21 protein-coding genes are annotated in these 23,157 nt (G+C 64.4%); 2 read left to right on the forward strand and 19 right to left on the reverse strand.

From position 1 onward, the window contains the following. Positions 1-28: 28 nt before the first annotated feature. The 17 genes from AC788_RS16130 to AC788_RS16210 all read right to left on the reverse strand — a co-directional run bounded on the left by AC788_RS16130 (position 29) and on the right by AC788_RS16210 (position 16,606). On the reverse strand, positions 29-1,117 hold the full coding sequence (locus tag AC788_RS16130; RefSeq protein ID WP_049861592.1) for an ABC transporter ATP-binding protein: 1,089 nt from the start codon (positions 1,115-1,117) through the stop codon (positions 29-31). A 164-nt stretch (positions 1,118-1,281) separates the two neighbouring features. Continuing rightward, a complete protein-coding gene (locus AC788_RS16135) occupies positions 1,282-2,742 on the reverse strand; it encodes an NAD-dependent succinate-semialdehyde dehydrogenase (protein WP_049861593.1) in 1,461 nt (486 codons plus the stop codon). A gap of 319 nt (positions 2,743-3,061) precedes the next feature. Next, a complete protein-coding gene (locus AC788_RS16140; protein ID WP_049861594.1) occupies positions 3,062-3,859 on the reverse strand; it encodes an ABC transporter permease in 798 nt (265 codons plus the stop codon). After that, positions 3,859-4,779, reverse strand: a complete 921-nt coding sequence (locus AC788_RS16145) for an ABC transporter permease (RefSeq protein WP_049861595.1) — start codon at positions 4,777-4,779, stop codon at positions 3,859-3,861. Before AC788_RS16145 ends, AC788_RS16140 begins: the two co-directional genes overlap by 1 nt. Positions 4,780-5,056: 277 nt before the next feature. Then, positions 5,057-6,106, reverse strand: coding sequence for an ABC transporter substrate-binding protein (locus AC788_RS16150; RefSeq protein WP_082223692.1), 1,050 nt, complete (start codon positions 6,104-6,106; stop codon positions 5,057-5,059). Between the two features lie 225 nt (positions 6,107-6,331). Next, entirely contained in the window at positions 6,332-8,608 is a 2,277-nt protein-coding gene (gene gspD, locus AC788_RS16155; protein WP_049861596.1) for a type II secretion system secretin GspD, read from the reverse strand. Then, positions 8,605-9,120 carry a DNA utilization family protein gene (locus AC788_RS16160; protein ID WP_049861597.1) on the reverse strand — a complete coding sequence of 172 codons (516 nt, stop codon included), beginning with the start codon at positions 9,118-9,120 and terminating at the stop codon, positions 8,605-8,607. Before AC788_RS16160 ends, gspD begins: the two co-directional genes overlap by 4 nt. Beyond that, entirely contained in the window at positions 9,117-9,737 is a 621-nt protein-coding gene (gene gspM / locus AC788_RS16165) for a type II secretion system protein GspM (protein WP_049861598.1), read from the reverse strand. Before gspM ends, AC788_RS16160 begins: the two co-directional genes overlap by 4 nt. Further along, positions 9,727-10,758, reverse strand: coding sequence for a type II secretion system protein GspL (locus AC788_RS16170; protein WP_049861599.1), 1,032 nt, complete (start codon positions 10,756-10,758; stop codon positions 9,727-9,729). Before AC788_RS16170 ends, gspM begins: the two co-directional genes overlap by 11 nt. After that, on the reverse strand, positions 10,755-11,477 hold the full coding sequence (locus AC788_RS16175; protein ID WP_049861600.1) for a type II secretion system protein GspK: 723 nt from the start codon (positions 11,475-11,477) through the stop codon (positions 10,755-10,757). The genes AC788_RS16170 and AC788_RS16175 overlap by 4 nt, the downstream gene beginning before the upstream one ends. Before the next feature lie 14 nt (positions 11,478-11,491). Beyond that, on the reverse strand, positions 11,492-12,115 hold the full coding sequence (locus tag AC788_RS16180; RefSeq protein ID WP_049861601.1) for a prepilin-type N-terminal cleavage/methylation domain-containing protein: 624 nt from the start codon (positions 12,113-12,115) through the stop codon (positions 11,492-11,494). Continuing rightward, the gene (locus AC788_RS16185; RefSeq protein WP_152965759.1) at positions 12,112-12,480 is read right to left on the reverse strand and encodes a prepilin-type N-terminal cleavage/methylation domain-containing protein; all 369 of its coding nucleotides are present in this window, start codon (positions 12,478-12,480) and stop codon (positions 12,112-12,114) included. The genes AC788_RS16180 and AC788_RS16185 overlap by 4 nt, the downstream gene beginning before the upstream one ends. Further along, positions 12,477-12,914, reverse strand: a complete 438-nt coding sequence (locus tag AC788_RS16190) for a GspH/FimT family pseudopilin (protein WP_049861602.1) — start codon at positions 12,912-12,914, stop codon at positions 12,477-12,479. Before AC788_RS16190 ends, AC788_RS16185 begins: the two co-directional genes overlap by 4 nt. A gap of 2 nt (positions 12,915-12,916) precedes the next feature. Further along, positions 12,917-13,342, reverse strand: coding sequence for a type II secretion system major pseudopilin GspG (gene gspG / locus AC788_RS16195; protein WP_049861603.1), 426 nt, complete (start codon positions 13,340-13,342; stop codon positions 12,917-12,919). A gap of 10 nt (positions 13,343-13,352) precedes the next feature. Next, positions 13,353-14,555 carry a type II secretion system inner membrane protein GspF gene (gene gspF / locus AC788_RS16200; protein WP_049861604.1) on the reverse strand — a complete coding sequence of 401 codons (1,203 nt, stop codon included), beginning with the start codon at positions 14,553-14,555 and terminating at the stop codon, positions 13,353-13,355. A gap of 2 nt (positions 14,556-14,557) precedes the next feature. Next, positions 14,558-16,282 carry a type II secretion system ATPase GspE gene (gspE, locus tag AC788_RS16205; RefSeq protein WP_236690537.1) on the reverse strand — a complete coding sequence of 575 codons (1,725 nt, stop codon included), beginning with the start codon at positions 16,280-16,282 and terminating at the stop codon, positions 14,558-14,560. 78 nt (positions 16,283-16,360) lie between these two features. Beyond that, complete coding sequence (locus AC788_RS16210; protein WP_152965756.1) at positions 16,361-16,606, reverse strand: hypothetical protein; 246 nt, start codon at positions 16,604-16,606, stop codon at positions 16,361-16,363. A 468-nt stretch (positions 16,607-17,074) separates the two neighbouring features. On the opposite strand from AC788_RS16210, the gene AC788_RS16215 reads away from it, so the two are divergent. Further along, a complete protein-coding gene (locus AC788_RS16215) occupies positions 17,075-19,810 on the forward strand; it encodes a beta-glucosidase (protein WP_049861606.1) in 2,736 nt (911 codons plus the stop codon). 141 nt (positions 19,811-19,951) lie between these two features. Here AC788_RS16215 and AC788_RS16220 read toward each other — a convergent pair whose 3' ends face one another. After that, the gene (locus AC788_RS16220) at positions 19,952-20,596 is read right to left on the reverse strand and encodes a TetR/AcrR family transcriptional regulator (protein WP_049861607.1); all 645 of its coding nucleotides are present in this window, start codon (positions 20,594-20,596) and stop codon (positions 19,952-19,954) included. Between the two features lie 327 nt (positions 20,597-20,923). Between AC788_RS16220 and AC788_RS16225 the strand changes: the two genes are divergently transcribed. Beyond that, positions 20,924-21,550, forward strand: a complete 627-nt coding sequence (locus tag AC788_RS16225; protein ID WP_049861608.1) for a glutathione S-transferase family protein — start codon at positions 20,924-20,926, stop codon at positions 21,548-21,550. A 12-nt stretch (positions 21,551-21,562) separates the two neighbouring features. On the opposite strand, the gene AC788_RS16230 is transcribed toward AC788_RS16225, so the two are convergent. After that, on the reverse strand, positions 21,563-23,149 hold the full coding sequence (locus AC788_RS16230) for a M48 family metallopeptidase (RefSeq protein WP_049861609.1): 1,587 nt from the start codon (positions 23,147-23,149) through the stop codon (positions 21,563-21,565). Positions 23,150-23,157: the final 8 nt, after the last annotated feature.

Genomic DNA, 23,157 nt, shown 5'->3' on the forward strand with positions numbered 1-23,157 from the left:
GCCCGCGAAGGGGCCAGCACTGGCCTCCTCAAACCCCGGCGCGGGGCACCACGATGGGGTCTTCGGGGTGCAGGCGCATCAGCATTGGCGAGCCGATCGGCGGCAGGCTCAGGTTGCCTTCGTGGTGGCTGGGCTGGCGCAGGCTGACCGTCGGGCCGCCGTCCAGGTCGACGAAGACTTTCAGGCTCTCACCCTGAAAGACGATGTCGGCGACCCGCCCGCTCAAGCGATTCCACTCAGGCCCGGCGCTGGCGCTGTCCAGCAGCAGTTTTTCCGACTGCAGCGCCAGGAACACATCGCCCGAAGCCGGGACCGGCCGGGTGGTGCGCAGCGGCGTGGCACCCAGGGTCAAGCCGTTGTCCGCGCCGCGTTGCAACGGCACCAGGGTACTTTCACCGATGAAGCTGGCGACGAAGTCGTCCGAAGGGTGATCGTGCAGGCGGCGAGGGGTGTCGACCTGAACCAGTTGCCCGCCGCGCATGATGGCGATGCGGTCGCTCATGGTCAGCGCTTCACGCTGATCGTGGGTCACGTAGATCATGGTCGCGCCCAGGCGCTTGTGCAGGGCGCGCAATTCGATCTGCATGGTTTCGCGCAGCTGCTTGTCCAGGGCCGACAGCGGCTCGTCCATCAAAATCAGTTTGGGCTCGAAGACGATGGCCCGGGCCAGGGCCACGCGCTGGCGCTGGCCGCCGGAAAGCGCTGCGATCGAACGCTCTTCGTAGCCGCCCAGTTCGACCGTGGCCAGCGCCTGCTTGACCCGGTCGCGGCTCTTGCTCGCGCTTTCGCCGCGGGCGCGCAACGGGAAGGCCACGTTCTCGCCCACGGTCATGTGCGGAAACAGGGCGTAGTTCTGAAACACCACGCCGATCTCGCGCTTGTGCGGTGGCATCAGGGTGACGTTGCGCTCGCCGAACAGGATGTTGCCGGAGCTGACCCGGATGAAGCCGCCCAGGATGCTCAGCAGGGTGGTCTTGCCCGAGCCGGACGGGCCGAGCAACGACATGAACTCGCCGGCTTCGACCTTGAGGTTGACGTTGTCCAGCGCCTTGAGGCTGCCGTAGTGCTTGCTGACCTGGTTGACGCTGACCGATTCGAAACCTTCAGTGAAATTCATCTGTGGTGCTCCAAGAGATCAAGAATGTCGTTTCGGGAGGGTGTCAGTGCCGGCCTCTTCGCGGGCAGAGGGCTCGCCGCCCGCCCCGCTCCCACAAGACGTGCACATAACTCTGTGGGAGCGGGTCTCTGCCCGCGAAGAGGCCCTCCTTGCCACCCCCACCATCACCCCAACCCGCCGATGTGCCAGGCCTTCACTTCGAGGAATTCATCCAGGCCGTACTTGGAACCCTCGCGGCCGGTGCCTGATTGCTTCATGCCGCCGAACGGCGCCACCTCCATGGAAATGATCCCGGTGTTCAAGCCCACCATGCCGAACTCCAGGCGCTCGCCCACGCGCCAGGCGCGGCGCATGTCCTGGGTGAAGTAGTAGGCGCCCAGGCCGTAGGGGGTGGCGTTGGCCAGTGCCAGGGCTTCTTCTTCGGTGTGGAAGCGGAACAGCGGCGCCACCGGGCCGAAGGTTTCCTCACCGGCCAGCAGCATGTCGGCGTTGGCGTCCAGCAACACCGTGGGCTGCACGTACAGGCCATCGTTTTGCGGCAACCCGCCAATGGCCACGGTAGCGCCTTTTTCCACCGCGTCGCCGATGTGGCGCGCCACCTTGTCCACCGCCGCGGCATTGATCAATGGGCCGATGGTCACGCCTTCGGCCAGACCATCGCCGACTTTCAGCTCGGCCACGGCCGCCTTCATGCGTTCGGCGAAACGGGCATAGATGCCGTCCTGCACCAGGATGCGATTGGCGCACACGCAGGTCTGCCCGGCGTTGCGAAACTTGCTCTGCATGACCCCGGCGATGGCCAGGTCCAGGTCGGCGTCGTCGAACACGATGAACGGCGCGTTGCCGCCCAGTTCCAGGCTCAGGCGCTTGATGGTCGAGGCGCACTGGCTCATCAGCAGTTGGCCCACGCGGGTGGAACCGGTGAACGACAGCTTGCGCACGGCCGGGTTGCGGGTCATTTCACCGCCCACGCCGGCCGGCAGGCCGGTGAGCACGTTGAACACCCCGGCCGGAATGCCCGCGCGCTCGGCCAGTACCGCCAGGGCCAGGGCCGACAGCGGGGTCATCTCCGAGGGCTTGACCAGCACCGGGCAGCCGGCGGCCAGGGCCGGGGCGCACTTGCGGGTGATCATGGCATTGGGGAAATTCCACGGGGTGATCGCCGCGACCACGCCGATCGGTTGCTTGAGCACCAGGATGCGGCGGTCGGCGGTGGGTGAAGGAATGGTGTCGCCGTAGATGCGCCGGGCTTCCTCGGCGAACCATTTGACGAAACTGGCGCCGTAGGCGATTTCGCCGCGCGACTCGGTCAGGGGCTTGCCCTGTTCGGCGGTCATGATCAGCGCCAGGTCTTCCTGGTTGTCCATGATCAGCTGGTACCACTTTTCCAGGAGCTTGGCGCGCTCGGCCGCCGGCACTTCGCGCCAGGTGGCGAAACAGGCTTCGGCTGCGGCGATCGCGCGTTGGGTTTCGGCGCCCTGCAGGGCCGGAACGTGGGCGATGGTGCTGCCATCGGCGGGGGTGGTCACCGCCAGGGGGGAGCCGTCATCGGCATTGATCCACTGGCCGTTGGCGTAGGCCTGCTCGACGAGCAGGGAAGGGTCACGCAGTGAGTGCTTCAACATGATCAGGGTGCCTTTGCAGTCCGAACGATGGACCTAGTGTAGAAATGTCCGCGCAGTGGCCGATGCCGAGATGGGGCACGCGGCGGGGTGTGGATGCTGAATTGCGGTGGGGTGGCGGCAGGCTGTGCTGGGGTGTCAGTGCTGGCCTCTTCGCGGGCAGAGCCCGCTCCCACAAAGGATCTCCATTGCATGAGCGATCCATGTGGGAGCGGGGCGGGCGGCGAGCCCTCTGCCCGCGAAAAGGCGCTCCTACAGGGGATCTCAAATGCGAAGGCTATGACTGTGGGAGCGGGCTCTGCCCGCGAAGAGGCCCTAACAGTCACCCCTGCTTGTTCCGCCCAGCCACCACCACCAGAATCAGCGACGCCAGGATCAGGATCGAGCTGATCGCTGCGATCGTCGGGTCGATCTCGTCGCGCAGCGCGGTGAACATGCGCTTGGTCAGGGTCTGGTTGTCGCCCCCGGAGATGAACAGCGCCACCACCGTTTCATCCAGCGAAGTGATGAACGCGAACAGGGTTGCCGAAACCACGCTGGGCTTGATCTGTGGCAGGGTCACCGCCATGAACGCGCGGAAGCGGTTCATGCCCAGGCTGCGCGCGACCATTTCCTGGGACATGTCGAAATTGCGCAGCCCGGCCAGCAGGGCGATGATCACGTAGGGCAGGGCCAGCATGATGTGCGCCAGCACCAGGCCGGTCAGCGAACTGATTAGCCCCACCCGCGCGTAGACGAAAAACACCCCCGCCGCGATCAGGATAATTGGCACCATCATGGGCAGCAGCAACACGATCTGCAGGGTGCGAATCACCTTCAGGCTCGAGTTGTTGATGGCGTAGGCCGCGGCCATGCCGATCGGCAGGCTGACCGCCGTGGTCACCACCGCCGTGATCAGGCTGACCCGCGCCGCCGACATCCACTCGGCGCTCTGGAAGAAGGCTTCATACCAGCGCAGCGACCATTCCTTGGGCGGGAACTGCAGAAAGCGCGCCTCGGAGAACGACATCGGCACCACGATCAGCACCGGCACGATCAGGTACAGCAGAATCGCCGCGACCAGCACGGTGAACAGCACGTGCGACAGGCGGAGCTGGCGCAGGTAGGCAAGCGTATTCATCAGCGTGCTCCCAGGATGCGTTCGATGGGGATGAAGCGGTTGATGCCCCAGAAGATCAGGAACACCACGAACAACAGCACCAGGCCCACCGCACTCGCGGCGCCCCAGGCGTGATAGAGCTCGACGTTGCGCTGCACCAGCATCGACACCAGGATGGTGCGGCCGCCGCCCAGCAGTTCAGGGGTGATGAAGAAGCCCAGGCAGATCACGAAGACCAGGATGGAACCGGCCATCACACCGGGCGCGGCCATCGGCAGGAACACCCGGCGAAAGGTGTAGAAGGGTTTCGCGCCCAGGCTCTCGGAGGCCTGCATCAGGTCCTGCGGGATTTTCTTCATCACCGAATACAGCGGCAGCACCATGAACGGCAGCATCACGTGCAGGGTGCCGATCACCGTGCCGGTGGTGTTGTGCATCATGTTCAACGGCTGGTCGATGATGCCCAGGTCCAGCAGTGTCTGATTGACCACGCCGCGCCGTTGCAGCAACACCAGCCAGGCGTAGGAGCGCACCAGGACGCTGGTCCAGAACGGCAGGATCACGCAGATCAGAATCAGGTTGGCCCAGAAGCCATGCAGGCGCGAGGCGGCGTAGGCGATGGGAAAGCCCATGACGATGGACAACAGGGTCACGATCAGGCTGATCTTGAACGTCAGGTAGAAGGTGTCCCAGTAGATGCGTTCTTCGAAGATGCGCGCGTAGTTGGCCAGCGAGAAGCCTTCTTCGGTCTGCACCGACTGGAACGCCAGCCAGCACATCGGCAGGATCAGCAGCACCACCACCATGAACAACGCCGGGGCGAGCAGCAGCAACATCGAGGTGTTTTCCCGACGCTCTTCGCGTGCCAGGGCATCGGCATTGCTTGCCGGTGGCTCACGGTGGGCGTCGGGCAGGGATTTGGCGAGATAGGCGTTGGACATGGAACGATTCCTCACGGCCGAGCGCCGGTGGACCAGCGCAAGCAGCTTGTTGTCGGTCGGTCAGGGCGACCCTCAGGGTTCAATGTACCGACAAGCCAAAGAACGAAGCGGGCTTAAACGGCCCGCGCGCAAGTGGTTTGTTTCGTATTGAGGGCAGGCGACAGCAGCAACTGCGTTGGCCCCTTCGTGGGCAGAGACCCGCTCCCACAAAAATTCTGTGGGAGCGGGGCGGGCGGCGAGCCCTCTGCCCGCGAAGAGACCCGCCCTGGCACCGCTACTACTTCTGTACAAAGGAGAGCCAGCGCTCTTCAGCCTTCACCCCTTCCTGGGACGCCCACCACTTCGCCGACAGCAGTGCCTGACGGGAGATGTTCTGCGGCGACGACGGCAGCTTGGCCGCGCGCTCGGCGGGAATAGTGCCGGTCTTGAAGGCTTCCGGGTTCAGCGGACCGTAGTCGATGATCATCGGCAGGGCTGCCTGCAACTTGGCATCGATGGCCTCGTTGACGAACTTCATCGCCGCCGCCTTGTGCGGTGTGCCCTTGAGCACGCACAGCGAGTTGGTTTCCAGCACGCCCTGGTTGTAGTCGAACGCCACCGGCGCACCGTCGGCCTGCACGGCCGTGATGCGGCCATTCCAGGCCTGGATCATGTCCACTTCACCGTCGCTGATCAGCTGCGCCGATTGCCCGCCCGAGGTCCACCAAGTGGCGATGTGCGGTTTGATTTCCTCGAGTTTCTTGAAGGCGCGCTCCACGTCCAGCGGATACAGTTTGTCGGGCGCCACACCGTCAGCCATCAGGGCAATTTCGAGGGTAGGGCGCGGCAGGTTGCGCAGCGAGCGTTGTCCGGGAAACTTCTTGGTGTCCCAGAAATCCGCCCAGGTCTGGGGGACGTTTTCGCCCTTGAAGGCATCGGTGCGGTAGGCCAGCACGGTCGAGTAGCTGATGTAGCCCACGGTGTAGTCGTCTTTTAGCTCCGCCGGAAGCTGCGCGGCATTGGGGATCAACGCTGGGTCGAGCTTTTCGAACAGGCCTTCGGCTTCGCCGCGCAGGCAATCGCCGGTGGGCAGGTCGACCACGTCCCAGCTGACTTTGCCGCTTTCCACCTGAGTCTTGATGATCGGGTAGGCCTTGGGCGAACTGTCCTGCTTGAGGGTCAGTCCCAGCTTCTTGGCCGCCGGCTCCAGGATCGCCTTGCTCTGGGCTTCCTGGTAGGCGCCGCCCTGCGATACGAAGGTGATGTCCTCGGCCCAGGCCTGCCCGAAGGCGCCGACCAGCAAAGCCAGGCCGGTCAGTTTGAATGCGCGCAGCGTCGTCGATGTCATGTACAGGACTCCCGAAAGTTGGCAGGTTGGAGGCGCGAGACGGTTGTCATGCGGTCGCTCTGCAGGACCTTGGGTATCCAATTTACCGGTAACGCTGTACTGCAAACGGTCACAAATTGGCATCAGGGAAGCGTTTTATTGCAAAAACGCAGGGCCGCGCAGCACATTCTGCAGCGCGGTGGCAGGACGCCCGCCAGCCGGGCCGCCACCCGGCTGGTTCTGTTGCTACAGCGGTTTGATCAGCTGCAATTGCTGGCGGTAATCGTCGGTCACCTGGCGTGCCTGACTGTTGCTGGTGACGACCCTGGGCGTGATCAGCACGATCAGCTCCGTGCGGTTCTTGCTCTTGCTGGTGTTGCCGAACAGCCAGCGCAAGCCCGGCACCCGGCCCAGGTAGGGCACGGCCGAGACGGTATCGCTGTTGTCCTGCTTGATCAGCCCGCCGAGCAGTACCGTCTGACCGCTCTGCACCGCGACTTGGGTGGACACCGAGCGCGTGGAAATCCGCGGGTTGCCATTGCTGTCCGCACTGCCGTTGTTGTCGGCATCGCTGACCTGCTGCTGGATGTCCATGTACACCAGGCCACCGGGATTGATCCGCGGCACCACGTCGAGAATCACCCCGGTCTGGATGTATTCCACGCTGCTCAGGGTGGTGTCCGAGGTGTTGGTATTGACCGTGGTCTGGCTGATCGGGATGTTGTCGCCGACCTGGATCTGCGCCTGCTGATTGTTCATCACCACCAGCGAAGGCGCCGACAGCACCTGGGTACGGCCGCTGGTTTCCAGGGCATGCAGGGCAAACTGCAGGTTGCTGCTAACGAACGAGTAGAACAGCGAATCGGCGGCGCCCAGCCCGGCACCACCGCCGCCCAGCGCGCCCTGGCTGCCTGCGGTGTTGGCCACGGTGGTGCTGCCGGAGTTGCCCGCCAGCCGGCCCAGGTACCACTGCACGCCCAGGTCCAGCTCGCCGCTGAGGCTGACTTCCAGGATGCGCGTTTCGATCTGCACCTGCATCGGCGCGTTGTCCAGGCGTTTGATGGCCGCTTCGATCTCGGCCCACTGCGCCGGACGGGTGCGGATCAGCAACTGGTTGCTGCTCTTCTGCGCGGTGATACGGGTGCTTTCATCCAGGCTCTTGGCCGTACCCGATTCGGCCCCGGCGGTGCCGCCTTCCAGACCACCCTCGTCGGTGGTTTCGTCCATACCTTCTTCGCCGCTGTCCTCCTCGCCGTCCTGCATCTGGCTCTGCAGGTTGCCGCTGCCCATGCCCTGGCCCTGACCCATGCCGCCCATACCGGTGGACGCAGTGCCGCCCATGCCGCCGTTGCCGTTGAGTGAGGACAGCGAGCGCGTGCGCAGCCCCGGCGCCACCTTGGCGGCGCTGTCGTCCTTGATCTGGCCGTTGCCGTAGATCTGCCGCAGGTACTTGGCCAGGTCCGTGGCCTTCATGTTGCGCACGTCGTAGACGTACATCTGCGGCTCGTTACCGCCGCCTTCGTCGATGGTGTGAATCCAGTCACCGACTTCGCTCAGGTACTGCGGCTGCGAGGAAATCGCCACCACCGAATTGGTCCGTTCGATGGGCAGGAAACGCACCATGCCTGCCAGCGGCATGCCGCTGTCGGGGCCGAACATCTTCTGCAGTTCGGGCATCAGCTCGCCCACGGTGGCACGTTGCAGGCCATAGACGCCGATGGACATGCCCTTGAGCCAATCCACATCGAAGGTGTCGATGGTGTCCTGGTAATTGGCCAGCTCATCCGGGGTACCCGCCAGGCTCAGCACGTTGCGCGCCGGGTCCACCAGCAGGAAGGCGTTGTCGCGGGCGAACGGCTTGAGCAGTTTCTGCATCTCGGTGGCCGAGATATAGCGCAGCGGGAACAGACGCGCCGACAGCCCGCTGGACGGCTTGGACACGGGCATCTGCGGCACCAGCTTGCCGGCCACGGCCTGGTTCGACGGCAGGATGACGTAGCGGTCGCCCTGGCGAATCATGGCGTTGTCGGTCCAGGACAGCAGGGTCTCCAGAATCGACAGCGCTTGCTGCTTGTTCACCGGTTGTGAGGTGGAAAAGCTGACGTTGCCCTTCACACCCTGGGCGATGCTGTAGTTCTCGTGCAGCAGGTCGCCCATCACGCTGTTGATCACCGCCTCGATGGGCTGGTCGGTGAAGTTGAACACGATGTCGCCACTGGTTTGCGCGGTCCCCTTGGGCGTATTGGCCGCCGGCGCAGGGCCGCGGACGAACGTCTGATTGCCCCGCGTGATCTGACGGCGCGCGGCAGTAGTGGCCGCTGGCGTCGTCGGGCTTGCGGTGGCTGCAGGCGGATCGACCATCGCCGTGCGTTGCGAACCGGTGCCGTTCAATGCTTCCTGCATCAGCGCCGGGTCGTTTTCGAAAGGCTCGGGGGTGGAGGCGCAGCCCGCAAGGGCGACGGCGGTGGCCAGGCACAGCAAGGGGCTGCGCAGACGGGAGAGTTCAGGGTAGCGATCGTTCATGGTGTGGTTACGTTTGGAAGGGTGATGGCGGGGGCCTTCGATGGCGGCGGAAGGCGTAGCACGGGAAGGCTCAGCTGTTGGCTCTGGCCCTGATGCAGGAAGGTGGCGGTTTGCGGCGTGACGCTGGTCAGCGTCCAGCCATTGTCCAGCGTGCTGCCCACGGCCAGCTTGAGCGTGCGCTGGTTGGGCAGGCGCAGCAGCGCCCACTGCGCCTGGCCGTCGATGATCACGCCGCTCAGGCGGATGCCGGCCAGGGAGGTGGCCTGGCTCTTGCCGGTGGCCGCATCGGGCTTGCGGTCGGGGCTGAACATCGATTGCTGCCAGGTCAGGGCCAAGGCGTTTTCAGGCAGCGCCGCCAGGCTGACGGGCTTGGCGGCGGGCGGTTGTTCATGGGGATGGCTGGCGGGCAGCCAGTCGACGGTCCGGCCGGCGCCCAGCAACAGGCTGCTGGCCACGCCGATCAGCACCGCCGCAGTCACCAGCAGGGTGAGGCCTACGCTACCCAGCTTCATGTGGCAGGCTCCTTGGCCAGGGTTACCGGCGCCGGTTGCAGATAGCCGCGCAGCAGCAGGTGCACGCGCAGACGCCCCGCGCCGCCGACCGAGGGCGCCGTGCTGGTGCGGCGAATGCTCAGGTTGTCGACGAACAGGAAGGGCTGGCCGTACTCCAGATCCCGCAACAGCTGGGTCAGGGGTTCCAGCGCGCACTCCAGGGTGAGGCTGACCTTCACCTGGCGGTACGGCTCGGCCGTGTCCTGCTCCGGGGTGATGGGCATGCGCTGGGTCACCTGGCAGCCCGGACCTTGGTCGGCATGGGCCTTGACCAGGTCGAGGCTGCGTTGCATCAGATCGGCGGCCACGGCGCTGGGGTCGGTGCCCGGCAGCAGGCTGCTGCGGCTGGACGGATCGCGCCGCGCGGCCTGCAGGCGCTGTTGCAGGTCATCGCGCTGGGCCAGCACGCCGGCGTAGCGCTGTTGCTGCTGGCGCAAGGTATCGGCCTGTTCTTCGATCGCGGCCAAGGGGTCCAGGAACCAGCTTTGCACCAACAGGTACCAGGCCAGCCACAGCACCGCGGCAAGGGCTATCCAGGCGGCGCCGCGGCGTTCGCGTGGCGTGAATTCACGGCGCATCGGCAGGCTCCTTGCGCAACTGGGCGCGCAGCGAAAAACGCTCCTTGGCGGTTTTTTCGTCGGGTTGAATGATCCCCTGGAATCGCGCATCGACCAGGGTCTGGCAGGCCTTGACCCGGGTGATCAAGGTACTGGCCTTGGCGCTCTGCCCGCTGATGGACAGTGTGCCGTCTTCGGCGACTTCCAACTGCTCGATCCAGGTATCGGCACCCAGGCAACCGGTCAGGTCCACGAGCACGCTGGTCAGGGTCGGCTTTGCGGCTTTCTGCTGCGCCAGATAGCGCGCAGCGCCCTGGGTGTTGGCCAGCTCCTGACGCAACGCCTGCACGTGCTGCACCTGCTCGCGCTGGGCGGCCACGCTGTCCTGCATGCTGGCCAGGCGGTCGCTGCGGGCGTCCAGCCACAGCAGCATGCAGGCCAGGGTCAAGGCCACGCACCCCAGCGCCAGGTAACGGGTCAGGCGGTAATGTCCGGAGCGAGGGGGGCGGCGATCCGCCGGCAACAGGTCGACGCCCAGAGGCTGACCGGCACGGTCCAGGCCGTCCACGGCCACGAACGTCAGGCCACGGTCGCGACACTGATCCAGCATCTGCGTCAGACGCTCCTGCACGATAGCCACCAGCAACACCTGCGCCTGGGTCTTGCCCCGGCTTTGCAGACGCGCCACGTAGTGCATGCGCTCGCGGGGGAAGGGCGTGTACTTGTCCAGCTCGAAACCCACCACGCTGTGCAGGTCGCGAATGGCTGCCAAGGGCAACTGCAGGGTCTGGGCCATCACCGTGTCGGCGGGCAGCAGCAGCACCAGACGCTCGCCCGGAGCGCTGTCGAGAGGCTCTGACAAGGGCCAGCGAATCGAGCGCTCGTTCACCTGCGGCAGCAGCCGATCGCGCCAGCGGGCGGGCAGCGACTGGCGCAATTCGTGCAGCCATGCCCGCCACAGCCCAGGGGCGGGGGATGCGCGCCCCTGGCTGGGCCAGCGGGCCTGCGGCGGCGCCAGGCGGTGTGTGGGGCGTTGCTTCACTCTTGCCAGCGCAGGACCCGGTAAGGTCGTGCCCCCTCCTTCGATGGGTTGAGTAACAGGGTGACGCGCAGCGTCGTGGTGTAACCACCCGGCAGCGTCGCCTGGCTGCGGATCGTGACGATCGGCCCGGCGTCTTCGCCCAGCGGCCCGCCCTGTGGCAGGTCCAGTGCGCGGCGCAGCCATGGCGCCGCCAGGCGTGGTTCGGGGCTCGGCAGGCCGCTCCACAGGGTCAGGTAAGGCGCAGCGCGCCGGTACAGCGACTGGTCCATGCCCGGTATCGCGCGCAGCTCTTCGAGCATGCGCAACGGTGCGTGGCCATCGCCCCGGCGCTGTTCCAGCGCTCGGGCCAGCTGGCGCGCCTGCTCGGCGCTGGCGCCGGCGGCCTGCAACAGCCGCGCGATCTGTTCGGCGGAACCGGCGTTGAGGTCCAGCTTGCCTTGCTCGCTGCGCAGGCTGACCGCCAGTTGCGCACCGTTGAAGCTCAAGGCGTGGGCTTGCCCATCGGCCAGCCAGTGCCGTTGCGGATCGCGCTGCAGTTGCGCCACCACCGCCATGCCCACACCCGCTTCGGCGGCCAGCAACGCCTGGGTATGCTGGCGTTGCCACAGCGCCTGGCGGTTCTGCAGGTGCACCCAGCCCACCAGGCCGGCCAGCAGAGCGCTGAGCAATGCCAGCACCCACAGCACCAGCAGCAATGCCACGCCGCGCTGACGACGCATCCCACGTCGCGCCGTCACAGCGCACCGGCCTCGCCGGACAGGTCCAGACGCAGGTTTACGCTTTGCAGCGGCCAGGGCACCGGCCCCGCCAGCCGGACGTCGATGCGTACCCCGCGCGGCAAGCGGCTGGGCCATGGCCAGTGATCCAGCCAGCCGGTGGGCTGGCCTTGCGGCGTCAGGCCGCGATAGCTCAACTGCAGCGCCTGCACCCGATGCAGCAACACCTGTGGCTCGCCGTGAGGTTGCAAGGCCTGCCCTTGCAACCGTGCCAGCGTGAGCTGCAAGCGCTGGCCCACCAGCTCCAGACTGTGGCGATACACGCCGCCTCCCAGGCTGGGCGACAGCGGTGCATAGAAACGCACGTGCTGTCCGTCGCCCTCGAAAATCGCCTCGGCAGGCTGCCCTTCCAGCGCGCTCTGCCCGGCACCCGCTGCCAGCGGCAGGGCCTGCCCCAGCGCCGCGCGCAGAAAGTTCTGGCTGGCGCGTACTTCGTCCAGGGCCATGCTGTAGCGCTCGGCCTTGGCCATGGCGCGGTTGGCGCCCAGGATGGCGCCTGCGATCAGGCTCAGCAGCACGCCCAGCAGGCTCAATACCACCAGCACTTCGAGCAGGGTGAAACCATGGCTGCGCGCTTTCATCGATTGGCGCCACTGGCGCGGCTGCGCACCTGCAGCGTGCTGTATTCAGCCTGGCGGGCACCCTGACCGACCCGTAGATCCAGGCGCCAGACGTCTACCGGCGCCTCACCGGCGGGCAGGGTGCTGATCGCCAGCCGCCAATGCAGGCTACCCCAGCGCCCTTCGGTGCTGCCTGCCTGCAATTGGCCTGCGCTGGCTTCGTCCAGAATCGAGCGCGCCGCCAGGCTCAGCTCATCGCTGCGCTGGACCTGCTGCAGAGCGCGGGCGCTGTTGCCGAAAGCCATCACCAGCACCGTACTGCACAGCGCCAGTATCAGCAGCGCCGCGAGCATTTCCAGCAGGGTGAAACCGCGCTGGCCGATCAATTGAGGCTGCGCAACTGAACGTTGCCGGTCAGCCAATTGATGTCCACGCGCCAGCGTTTGTCATCGCGTGCCAGCAGCAGATGCCCACCGCTGGCGCCGCCATCGGGGTAGAACTCGAAGGCCGGCCCTAGCCCGTCGGCGGTCTGCAACTGCACGTGCATGTCACCGGGCAATTGCCGGACCGGCTCGCGCGGCCCCTGGAAGCGCCCGGCGTTCAGGTCGAAGCGGGTCCGCGCCGGCTGGCCGGTGACGATGGCCTGCACCCTGGCGGCCCGCAGCGACTGCACCACTTCACTCAGCGCGCGCCGCTCGCTGGCCGCGTGCAGGCCACGGCCGACGCCGAAGCCGACCAGCCCGATGGCGATGCCGATCAGCACGATCACCACCAGCAGTTCGAACAGGGTGAAGCCACGGTGGCTACGCGGGCGGTTCATGCTTACTGCCAGTTGCCGATGTCGGCCTTGTAGCCGTCACCGCCGGGCTGGCCGTCCTGGCCGAGGAAAATCAGGTCGAAGCTGCCATGCTCGCCGGGGTAGCGGTAGGCGAAGGCGTGGCCGAACGGATCCTTGAGGTCCGACGGCTTGGCATAGGGACCGGCCCAGCCGACGGCGTTGGCTGGCTTGCTCACCAACTGCTGCAGATTCGCCGGCGGCGAGCCGACGTCCAGGCCGTAGCTCTCGATTTTCATTCCAAGGCTGGCGAGTTGGGCCTTGCCGGCGCCGTACTTGCCCTTGTCGACATTGCCGCCGACCTGGCGCACCACGATGGTGGCGACGATGCCCAGCAGGACAATCACCGCGAGCATTTCCAACAGGGTGAAACCGCTCTGGCGGGTGCCGCGGGCAGAGTTGAATCGGGACATCGCAGTTTCCTCAAATGTTACTGGTAAGACTCATCAGCGGCAGCATGATGGCGAGCATGATCACCGCCACCATCACCGCCATCACCACGGTCAGGCTGGGCACCAGGGCGGCCAGCAAGCGGTCGATGCCACGTTTGGCCTCGACGTCGAATACGTCGGCCACCTTGAGCAGCATGGTGTCGAGGTTGCCGGACTGTTCGCCCACCTCGATCATCTGCAAGGCCAGCTCCGGCAGCAGCGGCTGTTCACCGAAGGCCTGCGCCAAAGTGCCGCCGCCCTTGACCCATTGCGTGGCCTGTTCCACCTGTTCGCGCAGGGCATGGTTGCCGCACACCTGGCGTACGATGGTCATGGCTTGCAGCAAGGCCACGCCGTTGTTCAGCAAGGTGCCCAGGGTTCGCGCCAGCCGCGCGACTTCGATACGTTGCAGCAACGGGCCCAGCACCTTGACCGACAGCACGCGACGGTCGTGTCGCTGGCGCCGCTGCGGATTGCGTCGCGCCACGGCAACACCCCAGACCAGCGCCACCAGGGCGGCGAGCAGGAGCAGCCCATAGCCGCTCAGAAATTCACCCAGACCAAGGATCGCCTGAGTGATCAAGGGGATGGGCACGCCCAGATCGCGGAAGATGGGCACGAACTGCGGCACCACATAGGCCAGCAGCAAGGCCAGCGAGCCGAGCACGCCGACCACCAGGAAAACCGGATAGATCAGCGCGTTGATCACTTCGCCACGCACTTTCTGGCTGCGCTCCAGGTAGTCGGCCAACTGGTGCAGGGTGTGCTCCAGCGAGCCGCCTGCTTCCCCGGCGCGGACCATGCTCAGGTAAAGGCTGGAGAACTGCCCGTGTTCCTCTTCCAGCGCCTGGCTCAACGGCTTGCCGGCCTTGACCTGCTCGCGCACGCGCTCCAGCAGGGCCCGGCGCCGAGGTTCGCCAGCCTGTTTCAACAGGATGCCCAACGAACGCTCCAGCGGTTGCCCCGCCCCGAGCAGCGTTGCCAGTTGCTGGGTAAAGCCGACCAGCGCGGCGGCATTCATGGCACCGCGCTGGCGCGTACCGCCAAGGCTGGCCTGGACATCGCTGTCCAGACTCAGCAGCAACAGCCCACGCTGTTGCAGTACCCGTGCGGCGGCATCGCGATCGCTGGCTTCGAGACTGCCTTGACGGCTGATGCCGTCGGCGTCCACTGCCCGGTACTTGAAATGGGCCATGATCAGTCGCCGCGCGTGACGCGCAGCACCTCTTCGAGCGAGGTGATACCGGCCATCGCCTGGCGTAAACCTTCTTCATACAAGGTACGCAGCCCACCGCGGCGCGCGGCCTGTTCGAGGGTGGCGGCATCGGCCTGACGCATGAGCAGCGAGCGCAGCTCTTCGTTCATGACCAGCAGCTCGGTGATGGCGCTGCGGCCGTGGTAACCGCCGCCGGGCAGATCGCTGGCGGGTCGGTAGAGCATGATCGGGCGCTGCGTCGTGAAGCGCTCCAGCCCATGCTCGGCGATCAGTTCGGGCGGTGCCTCGAAGGGCACACGGGTCTGCGGGTCGAGCCGGCGGACCAGGCGCTGGGCCAGAATGCCCTTGACGGTGGACGCGATCAGGTAGCTTTCCACGCCCATGTCCAGCAGGCGGGTGATGCTGGCCGCGGCGCTGTTGGTGTGCAGCGTCGACAGCACCAGGTGGCCGGTGAGCGAGGACTGGATGGCGATGCGGCAGGTTTCCAGGTCGCGCATCTCACCGATCATGATGACGTCCGGGTCCTGGCGCACGATGGAGCGCAGGGCCCCTGCGAAATCCAGACCGATGCTGGGTTTGACCTGAATCTGGTTGATCCCTTCGAGCTGATACTCCACCGGGTCTTCGACGGTGATGATCTTGCGCTCGGCGGTGTTGAGCCGCGACAGGGCGGTGTACAAGGTGGTGGTCTTGCCCGAACCGGTGGGGCCGGTCACCAGCAGAATGCCGTGGGGATTCTCAAGCACGTCCAGGAACGTGCTCAGCCGCTCGCCATCCATGCCCAGGCTGGGAAAGTCGAAGCTCACGGTCTGGCGATCGAGCAGGCGCATCACCACCGATTCGCCGAAGCTGGTGGGCACGGTGCTGACCCTCAGGTCCAACTCCTTGCCCTGGATGCGCAGCATGATGCGGCCGTCCTGAGGCAGGCGGCGTTCGGCGATATCCAGGCGCGCCATGATCTTGAGGCGCGAGATGATCGCCGCCGACGAGGTCGATGGCGGGGCCTCGGCCTCGTGCAGCACGCCGTCGATGCGATAGCGCACCTTGAGCTGGCTCTCGAAAGGTTCGATGTGAATGTCCGAGGCCCGCTGCTCCACTGCGCGTTGCAGGATCAGGTTGACCAGGCGGATCACCGGCGCTTCCGACGCCAGGTCGCGCAGGTGTTCGATATCGTCTTCGGCGCCGCTGTGCTCGTCGAGGGTTTCTATCAACGAACCCATGGCCGACCGCCCCTGGCCATAGAGCTTCTCGATCAGGGCGTCGACTTCACTGGCCGCTCCCACCGACACATACACCGGCTTCTCACAGGCGTAGCGCAATGCCTGCAAGGCATAGTCGTCGCCCGGGTTGGCGGCCAGTACATGAATGCCGTCGCCGTGAATACCCAGCGGCACCAGACGGTAATGACGCAGAAACCGCTCGTTGACGGTGGGCAAGGGCTCTTCGCAAAGCTGCACGGCGTCGGCCAGCAGCAAAGGCGCCTGCAAGGTCGCGGCCCATGCCTTGGCTAGGTCCAGTTCGGACACCAGCCCCAGGCGGGTCAGCAATTCCACCAGCGTGCTGCCTTCCGATTCCTGCGCCAACCACCGTGCCCGCTCCAGGTCGCTGGCCTTGAGGTGGCCATTGTCCAACAGCCAGGCACACACCTGCTCGACACCCTGTGTCGGCAAGTAATGGCTATCGATGGGGGCGACGGATAAAGACACGGTGGTGTACTTCAAATGATCAGGGGCCACTTTCGAGGCCCCTGAGGTGTAATGACTACAGTAACTAAGCGCGCTGCGTTAGTTTGCCGCAGGCTTGCTCTGCTCGGTGGGGCGGCCACGCTGGTTTTCATCGGACTGCTTTTGCTGCTTCTGTTGTTTCTGCTCCACTTTGACGTTCTTTTCCTGTGTCATGACCGTGGAGTCGCTGACGCCTTGAGCGTTTTGTTCAGTGCTGGATTCGGCTGCGAAAGTGGTGCCGGCAGCAACAAGAGTGAACGCGGCAATAGTGCCCAGTAGTGGCAATTTCATTTCAAGCATCTCCAAGGTTTGTATCGAGCCCGTCCGCCTCAGCGGATTGAAGCTCGCGATCGTTTGCCGAGTTTCGCTCAAAATGGCCGCTGTACGAGCGTTTTTGAGGGTCTATCGACAAAAATGCTAAACCTACAGACCGGAAGGTTTAGCGATGGTTCCCCATGTGTAACAAAAAAATACCGAGAAAACACTAAAACCGCGGAAGTTCACCTTTTCGTTTGACTTCGTTTGTAAACAATTGTCTTAATTTAAAGGCGCGGGCACGTCTCGTGATAATTACTGGCAACTTGCCATTCACCTTAGTTATCCAGGGAAATATCGCCTCAGAACTATCGTAAGTCGAAGTGCCACTAGCGGTGATCTTCCGTGCTTCCTGTGAAGTTGCGGTATAGGCCCACTATTGCCTGAAATAAAGGCGTGCAGCACATCGACTGCGACAAATGAGCGCGGGGGTACCTGATACTTGGAGATCGTCTTCACATGCTAAATCGGAAAACCTTGGGTGCTCATTCGGCCCTGGCCCTGCTGAGCCTGGCCGTCGGCCATGCCAACGCATCGACGACCGTCAGTCCGAAACAACTCGCCGCCAATGAGCTGCGCGCCGACAAGGCCGCCGAACGAACCCTGGCCAAGATGACCCAGGAAGAGAAGCTGGCCTACATCGGCGGTATCGGCGGCTGGGACGTCAAGCCACTGACCCAGTACGGCGTGCCGCAGATCCACGGTGCCGACGGCGGTGCAGGCATTCGCTACACCAGCGAAGGCAACGATCCAGGCGTGGTCTACCCTTCGGGACCGAACCTGGCGGCGACCTTCAACCCGCAGCGCGCCATCGACTTCGGTCGCGCCCTGGGCTACGACACCGCCACCGGCGGCTACCAGTTCGTCACCGGCCCGGGCATGAACCTCTATCGCATGCCGTGGAGTGGTCGTGCCTTCGAATACCTCTCCGGTGAAGACCCGTTCCTGGGCGCGAGCCTGGCTCCGGCGGTGGTCAACGGTATCCAGCAGCGTGGCGTGTGGGCCGAAGCCAAGCACTACGCAGGCAACGACCAGGAGACCAACCGTTTCATCCTCGACCAGGCGATGCCCGAGCGCGTGCTGCGCGAGCTGACGCTGCCGGCGTTCGAGTCCTCGGTGAAGAACAGCACCGTGGCCATGATGATGTGCTCGTTCCAGAAGGTGAACGGCGAGTACGCCTGTGAAAGCAAGCACCTGATCGCCGATATCCTGAAGAAGGAATGGCGCTACAAGGGGCTGGTGCAGAGCGACTACAACGCCGTGGTGCACGGCCTGCCAGCGGCCCAGGCCGGTACCGATCTCGACATGATGGGCGGCCAGATGAACAGCACGGTGCTCAAGCCGTACCTGGACAGCGGCGAGCTGGACATGGCGACCATCGACGACAAGGTCCGCCGCATCCTCAAGAACATCTACCTGTACAAGTTCGACAAGATCGACCCGCAGACCACCCACGACATGAACAGCGCTGCCAGCAACAAGGTCGCACTGAACATCGCCCGCGAAGGCATCGTGCTGCTCAAGAACCAGAACGACGTATTGCCGCTGGACAAGGCCAAGGTCAAGCGCATCGCCGTGGTCGGCAACTTGGCCAAGTACGCGCCGCCTACCGGTTTCGGCAGCGCCCACGTCGACGCCACGCACTACATCAGCGAGCTCAGCGGCCTGCAGCAGATGGCGCCGAACGCCAAGGTCGAGTTCCTCGACAGCCTGTCCCTGGATCCGGCAGCGTCGCAATGGACCACCACCGACAGCAAGGGCAATACGGTCAAGGGCATGAAGACCGAGTTCTTCACCAACGCCAACTGGTCCGGCGATCCCTCGGCCACCCGTATCGACAGCCACGTCGACATGGACTGGTCCACCGACGATATCCCTAGCAACGGTGATACGGCCAACACCTCGATCCGCTGGACTGGCCAGGTCACCCCGACCATCAGCGGCGAGCAAGTGTTCAAGGTCCGCGCCGACGGCGCGGTGCGCGTGTGGGTCGACGGCAAGAAAATCATCGACAACGGCGACGGTGAAAACATCACCAACAAGAGCATTCCGCCGACCATTCCCGAGTCCGGCAAGATCACCCTGGAAGCCGGCAAGACCTACGACGTGAAGCTCGAATACTCGCGCCGTGATGGCTACCTTTCGACCATGGGCGGCCTGGTGGGCGTGCAGATGGCCTGGGCCTCGCTGGCCGCGCCGCAAGACCTGTCCCAGTACGATGCCGTGGTGGTTGCCGTCGGCAACAGCAGCGAATACGAAGGCGAAGGGTTCGACCACAGCTTCGACCTGCCCGAGTATCAGAACGAGCTGATCCAGAACATCGCCAAGGTCAACCCGCGCACGCTGGTGGCCATGCACGGCGGTACCGCACTGAAGATGAGCGACTGGATCGACCAGGTCCCGGCCGCGCTGCATGCCTTCTACCCAGGCCAGAACGGCGGCCAGGCCCTGGCCGAGATCCTGTTCGGCAAGGTCAATCCATCGGGCAAACTGCCGATCAGCATCGAGCGCAACATCGAAGACAACCCGCTGTATGCGGATTTCCCGAACTTCGACAACACCCGCACGCTCAAGAACCTGAGCTACAAGAACGACCTGACCATGCTCGGTTACCGTGGTTACGACAAGACCGGCACCAAGCCGCTGTTCGCCTTCGGCCATGGCCTGTCGTACACCCAGTTCACCTACAACAACATCTCGGTGACCCCGGGTGTGGCGGTAGGCAACACGCCGATCAAGGTCTCCTTCGACCTGACCAACAGCGGCCAACGCGCCGGTGCCGAAGTGGCCGAGCTGTACGTCGGCCAGCAGCATCCGAAGGTAGAGCGCGCCGTCAAGGAGCTCAAGGGCTACAAGAAGGTCTTCCTGCGGCCGGGTGAAACCCGTCGTGTCACCATCGAGCTCAACGATCGCTCGCTGGCGTACTTCGACGAGAAGAGCAAGCAGTGGGTCGTCGATGCCGACACCTTCGATATCAGCCTGGGTGCAGCGTCCGATGACATTCGTCTGAAGGGCCGCTTGGTCAATCCGTTCCGTCAGGAACTGTCGACCACCACCAGCAACCCACTGCCACGTTCGGCGTTGAAGTCGACCAAGGTATCCCAGTCGCACGACAATACCGGCGGTGTGTTCGAGCAAACCGAGAGCGAGAACGAATCGAGCGGAAACAGCGAGTACGAAAACGCCGCTTACTAAGTGAAACCGACGCGGCTTGCACCCCTGCCACAGAGGATCGCAACCCCCCTGTAGCAGCGGCGCAAGCCGCGTCAGCGTTCCGTGCAGTATCCCTGACTCAACGCAACACATCTGGACGCGGCTCGCGCCGCTGCTACAGGGTCAGGCCGGGCGGGCTCGGATATCACGTTCTACCTGAGCTATATAACTGTCGAACCGTTCCACCAGATCGACAGCCTCCGGAAACCGCAGCCACTGCAACTGCAAGCCATCCATCATCGCCAGCAACTGGTGAATCAGCGCATCCAGGTCCACATCCCCACGCACTTCGCCAATGGCCACCAGATGATCGAGGCGTGTGCGCATGCGTCCGTGAATGGCCGCATAGCGTGACTGGAACCACTCCCAGCCCGGATGACTGTCCACCAGGCTTTCGGCATTGAGCATGCTGAAGGCGCGGATCACACCCGGCGCAGTCGCGTTGGAACGGTTGATCTGCTGCAGACCCCCCAGAAAACTGCTCAGCGTCAGCTCGCTCTGCAAGGCGTCGCTGATCTTCTGATTGACCTCGTCCCGGCGCGCCAGCACACCCATCAGCAATGCAACCTTGTTGGGAAAGTGGTGCAGCACGCCGGCCACCGAGATCCCCACCCGGTCGGCGATCCGGGCGATCGATGCACCGCTGTAGCCTTCCAGGGAAAACAGCTGCAACGCCGCATCGAGCAATTCCTCGCGGCGCTTCTCGCCTTTGGGTGCGCGGCGAGTGCGGGGGGCGGTGTCGGGGGTACTGTCGGTCATGTCTGTCATGGGCACATCCTGTGTGGGGTATTTCCTGCGTCAGGTGCTTCCTGACATGGAGCATCCTGCGGGGGGCTGAGGGGTCGGTTCGAGCAAACCCGGTTTCGAGCAAACCTAATGCAGATGACCTGCGCCCTGCAATAGTGCGCCAGTGCAAGCCACGTTCAGATGTGTCAGCGACGAGCGACATTAAGTTCAGAGAATCCCGCCGCCGCGCCGTCGAACCGGGTTGTCACTCACTCGATTGGCACTTACTCGATTGGTACCTACTTGATTGGCACTCTGGCCGATGCGCAGGGTCACCTGCTTACCTCTTCAACAAAACAGGTTCGACCCATGATCACCGTTCACCACCTGAACAACTCCCGCTCGCAACGCATCATCTGGCTGCTGGAAGAGCTGGGCGTGCCCTACGAGATCAAGCGCTACGAGCGCGATGCGAAAACCAATCTCGCGCCCGCCGAGCTCAAGGCCGTTCATCCATTGGGCAAATCGCCGATGATCCAGGATGGTCCGCATACCATCATCGAGTCCGGCGCCATCGTCGATTACCTGATCCGTCGTCATGGCCATGGCGCCCTGCAGCCTGATCCGGCCAGCGCCACCTACGACGAATACGTGCAGTGGCTGCACTTCGCCGAAGGCTCGGCCATGCTGCCGCTGATGCTCAATCTGTACGTGGGCCGTCTGGGCGACGCGGGCGCGCCGCTGCATCCACGTATCGAATCGGAGCTGGAGAACTACCTGGGCTATCTGAATACCGCCCTCAGCCTGACCCCTTACCTGGTGGGCGAAGAGCTGACCGGCGCCGACGTGCAGATGAGCTTCGTCGGCGAACTTGCCAAGGCCCAGGGCAAGCTGGATGCCTATCCGCACCTGTCGGCCTGGATCGAGCGCCTGCAGGCGCGTCCGGCTTACCAGAAAGCGATCGAGCAGGGCGGCGAGTACAAGTTCGCCAAGTGACCGCGGCACGCGTCAGGCCGGCAGCAGCTTCTTGCAGCCGTCCTTGCGCGTCGGGTACTGGGTGCACTTGCGCGCCAGTTCCTTGACCTGCGCATCGTCCTTGAGCTGTTGGTTCGCCGCCAGCTTCTCGGTGATGAACAGTTCTTCGGAACCCAGCGTGCGTTCGGCCTGAGCGATCATCGCCAGGGCCGCATGCGGATCCTTGTTTAGCAGATGATGGGCAATCATCAGGTCATACAATTCCGGGCTGGCCAGTGACCAGTCCTTGATCGCCTGCAATGCCTGCAACGCTTCCCGGCGCTTGCCTTCGGCCATCTCCACACTGAACTGCGCACGACGAATACCCGGCTGGTCGCGCACCGGCGAGGCCAACGCACGTTCGCTGAACAGGCGAGCTTCCCGCACCTGTCGCTGCTCCAGGGCCACGGTGGCGGCGTAGGCATCCTTGTACGCCTGCAACGACGGCGCCACGGCATTGGAGGCGCGCAGCTGCTGCCAACCATCCGCATTCACCCGTGCGCGGCGCTGCCCGTCGTACTGCCGTTGCAGGTACTGGCGCAGTTCGGTATCGCGATCCAGCGGCGACATGTGCGAGCGCTGAAAATATTGACCTGCGGCGCTAATGCCGGTGGTCAGGCCCTGATTGAGGGTGACCCCAACCTCCTTGACCAGGCGATCGACCTGCAGATTTTGCACCGATTCCTGCAGGGCGTTCTTGCGCGCCGTGGCAAAGCTGCCGAGCAAGAATTGCTGCTTGCCTTGGAAATCGCTCAGGCGTTGCAGGCTGTGACTGGCCGCCCGCGGCGCGTAGCCAGCCTTGATCATCAGGTCCGCGCCCAGCAGATCGGCCTGATCTTCCTGGGTGCGGCCCCAGGCGGTGCTCCAGATGTTCTCCGAAAAACTGTTCATCAAGGCGGTGTACAGCACCGTATTGCTGACGGTCTTCTGGGTGCGCTGGGGGTCCTTGCTGACGAACTTCAACGTGTCCGAGCGATGATCGACCCGGGTATCGGCGACCTTGGCCGCGAGCACGATCGAGGTCGCCACGTTGGTCAGCATCGCGTTCTGTTGCTGGAAGGCCGCGCGTCGGTCGTGGTGGTGCAGCAGCACATGGCTCATTTCATGGCCCAGCATCGCGGCGATTTCGTCTTCGCTCTGGACGTTGTCGAGCATGCCCAGCGGCACGAACAGATTGCCGAACGGATCGGCCGAAGGACCGAAGCCGTAGCTGTCGATCACCTTGACCTGCAAGGCCGGCAGCTCGCCGGGCCAACCCTTGCCCAGGCGGGTGACGATGCCTTGCAGATACGCCTGCAAGGGCGGAATCAGCACCACGTTGTGCTGACGGATCTCGCCGGCCGGGATGGCCATACCGTCGTAGCTCAAGCGCTGCGCCGTGACCCGCTGCGGGTCGAGCTTGTAGTACTGGCGCACGTCGGCGGTATCCAGGTAGCGACCCTGGACCTGGGACTGGGTCGAAGGCCCTACCAGATTCATGAAGGCCGCATCGGCGCCCTTGAGCGTGCCGCAGCCGCCAAGCAGAAGGCAGCCGATAGCGCCGAATACCAGGCCGATGCCATGACCGCGCGGGTGTGTCATTGGCCGGA

It is taken from the genome of Pseudomonas sp. RIT-PI-a (assembly GCF_001187875.1).
Lineage (GTDB): Bacteria > Pseudomonadota > Gammaproteobacteria > Pseudomonadales > Pseudomonadaceae > Aquipseudomonas > Aquipseudomonas coleopterorum.

Coding starts and splice junctions, on each gene's coding strand:
- AC788_RS16130 (WP_049861592.1), bottom strand. CDS start 1,117: ATGAATTTCACTGAAGGTTTCGAATCGGTCAGCGTCAACCAGGTCAGC.
- AC788_RS16135 (WP_049861593.1), bottom strand. CDS start 2,742: ATGTTGAAGCACTCACTGCGTGACCCTTCCCTGCTCGTCGAGCAGGCC.
- AC788_RS16140 (WP_049861594.1), bottom strand. CDS start 3,859: ATGAATACGCTTGCCTACCTGCGCCAGCTCCGCCTGTCGCACGTGCTG.
- AC788_RS16145 (WP_049861595.1), bottom strand. CDS start 4,779: ATGTCCAACGCCTATCTCGCCAAATCCCTGCCCGACGCCCACCGTGAG.
- AC788_RS16150 (WP_082223692.1), bottom strand. CDS start 6,106: ATGACATCGACGACGCTGCGCGCATTCAAACTGACCGGCCTGGCTTTG.
- gspD (WP_049861596.1), bottom strand. CDS start 8,608: ATGAACGATCGCTACCCTGAACTCTCCCGTCTGCGCAGCCCCTTGCTG.
- AC788_RS16160 (WP_049861597.1), bottom strand. CDS start 9,120: ATGAAGCTGGGTAGCGTAGGCCTCACCCTGCTGGTGACTGCGGCGGTG.
- gspM (WP_049861598.1), bottom strand. CDS start 9,737: ATGCGCCGTGAATTCACGCCACGCGAACGCCGCGGCGCCGCCTGGATA.
- AC788_RS16175 (WP_049861600.1), bottom strand. CDS start 11,477: ATGCGTCGTCAGCGCGGCGTGGCATTGCTGCTGGTGCTGTGGGTGCTG.
- AC788_RS16180 (WP_049861601.1), bottom strand. CDS start 12,115: ATGAAAGCGCGCAGCCATGGTTTCACCCTGCTCGAAGTGCTGGTGGTA.
- AC788_RS16190 (WP_049861602.1), bottom strand. CDS start 12,914: ATGAACCGCCCGCGTAGCCACCGTGGCTTCACCCTGTTCGAACTGCTG.
- gspG (WP_049861603.1), bottom strand. CDS start 13,342: ATGTCCCGATTCAACTCTGCCCGCGGCACCCGCCAGAGCGGTTTCACC.
- gspF (WP_049861604.1), bottom strand. CDS start 14,555: ATGGCCCATTTCAAGTACCGGGCAGTGGACGCCGACGGCATCAGCCGT.
- AC788_RS16215 (WP_049861606.1), top strand. CDS start 17,075: ATGCTAAATCGGAAAACCTTGGGTGCTCATTCGGCCCTGGCCCTGCTG.
- AC788_RS16220 (WP_049861607.1), bottom strand. CDS start 20,596: ATGACAGACATGACCGACAGTACCCCCGACACCGCCCCCCGCACTCGC.
- AC788_RS16225 (WP_049861608.1), top strand. CDS start 20,924: ATGATCACCGTTCACCACCTGAACAACTCCCGCTCGCAACGCATCATC.
- AC788_RS16230 (WP_049861609.1), bottom strand. CDS start 23,149: ATGACACACCCGCGCGGTCATGGCATCGGCCTGGTATTCGGCGCTATC.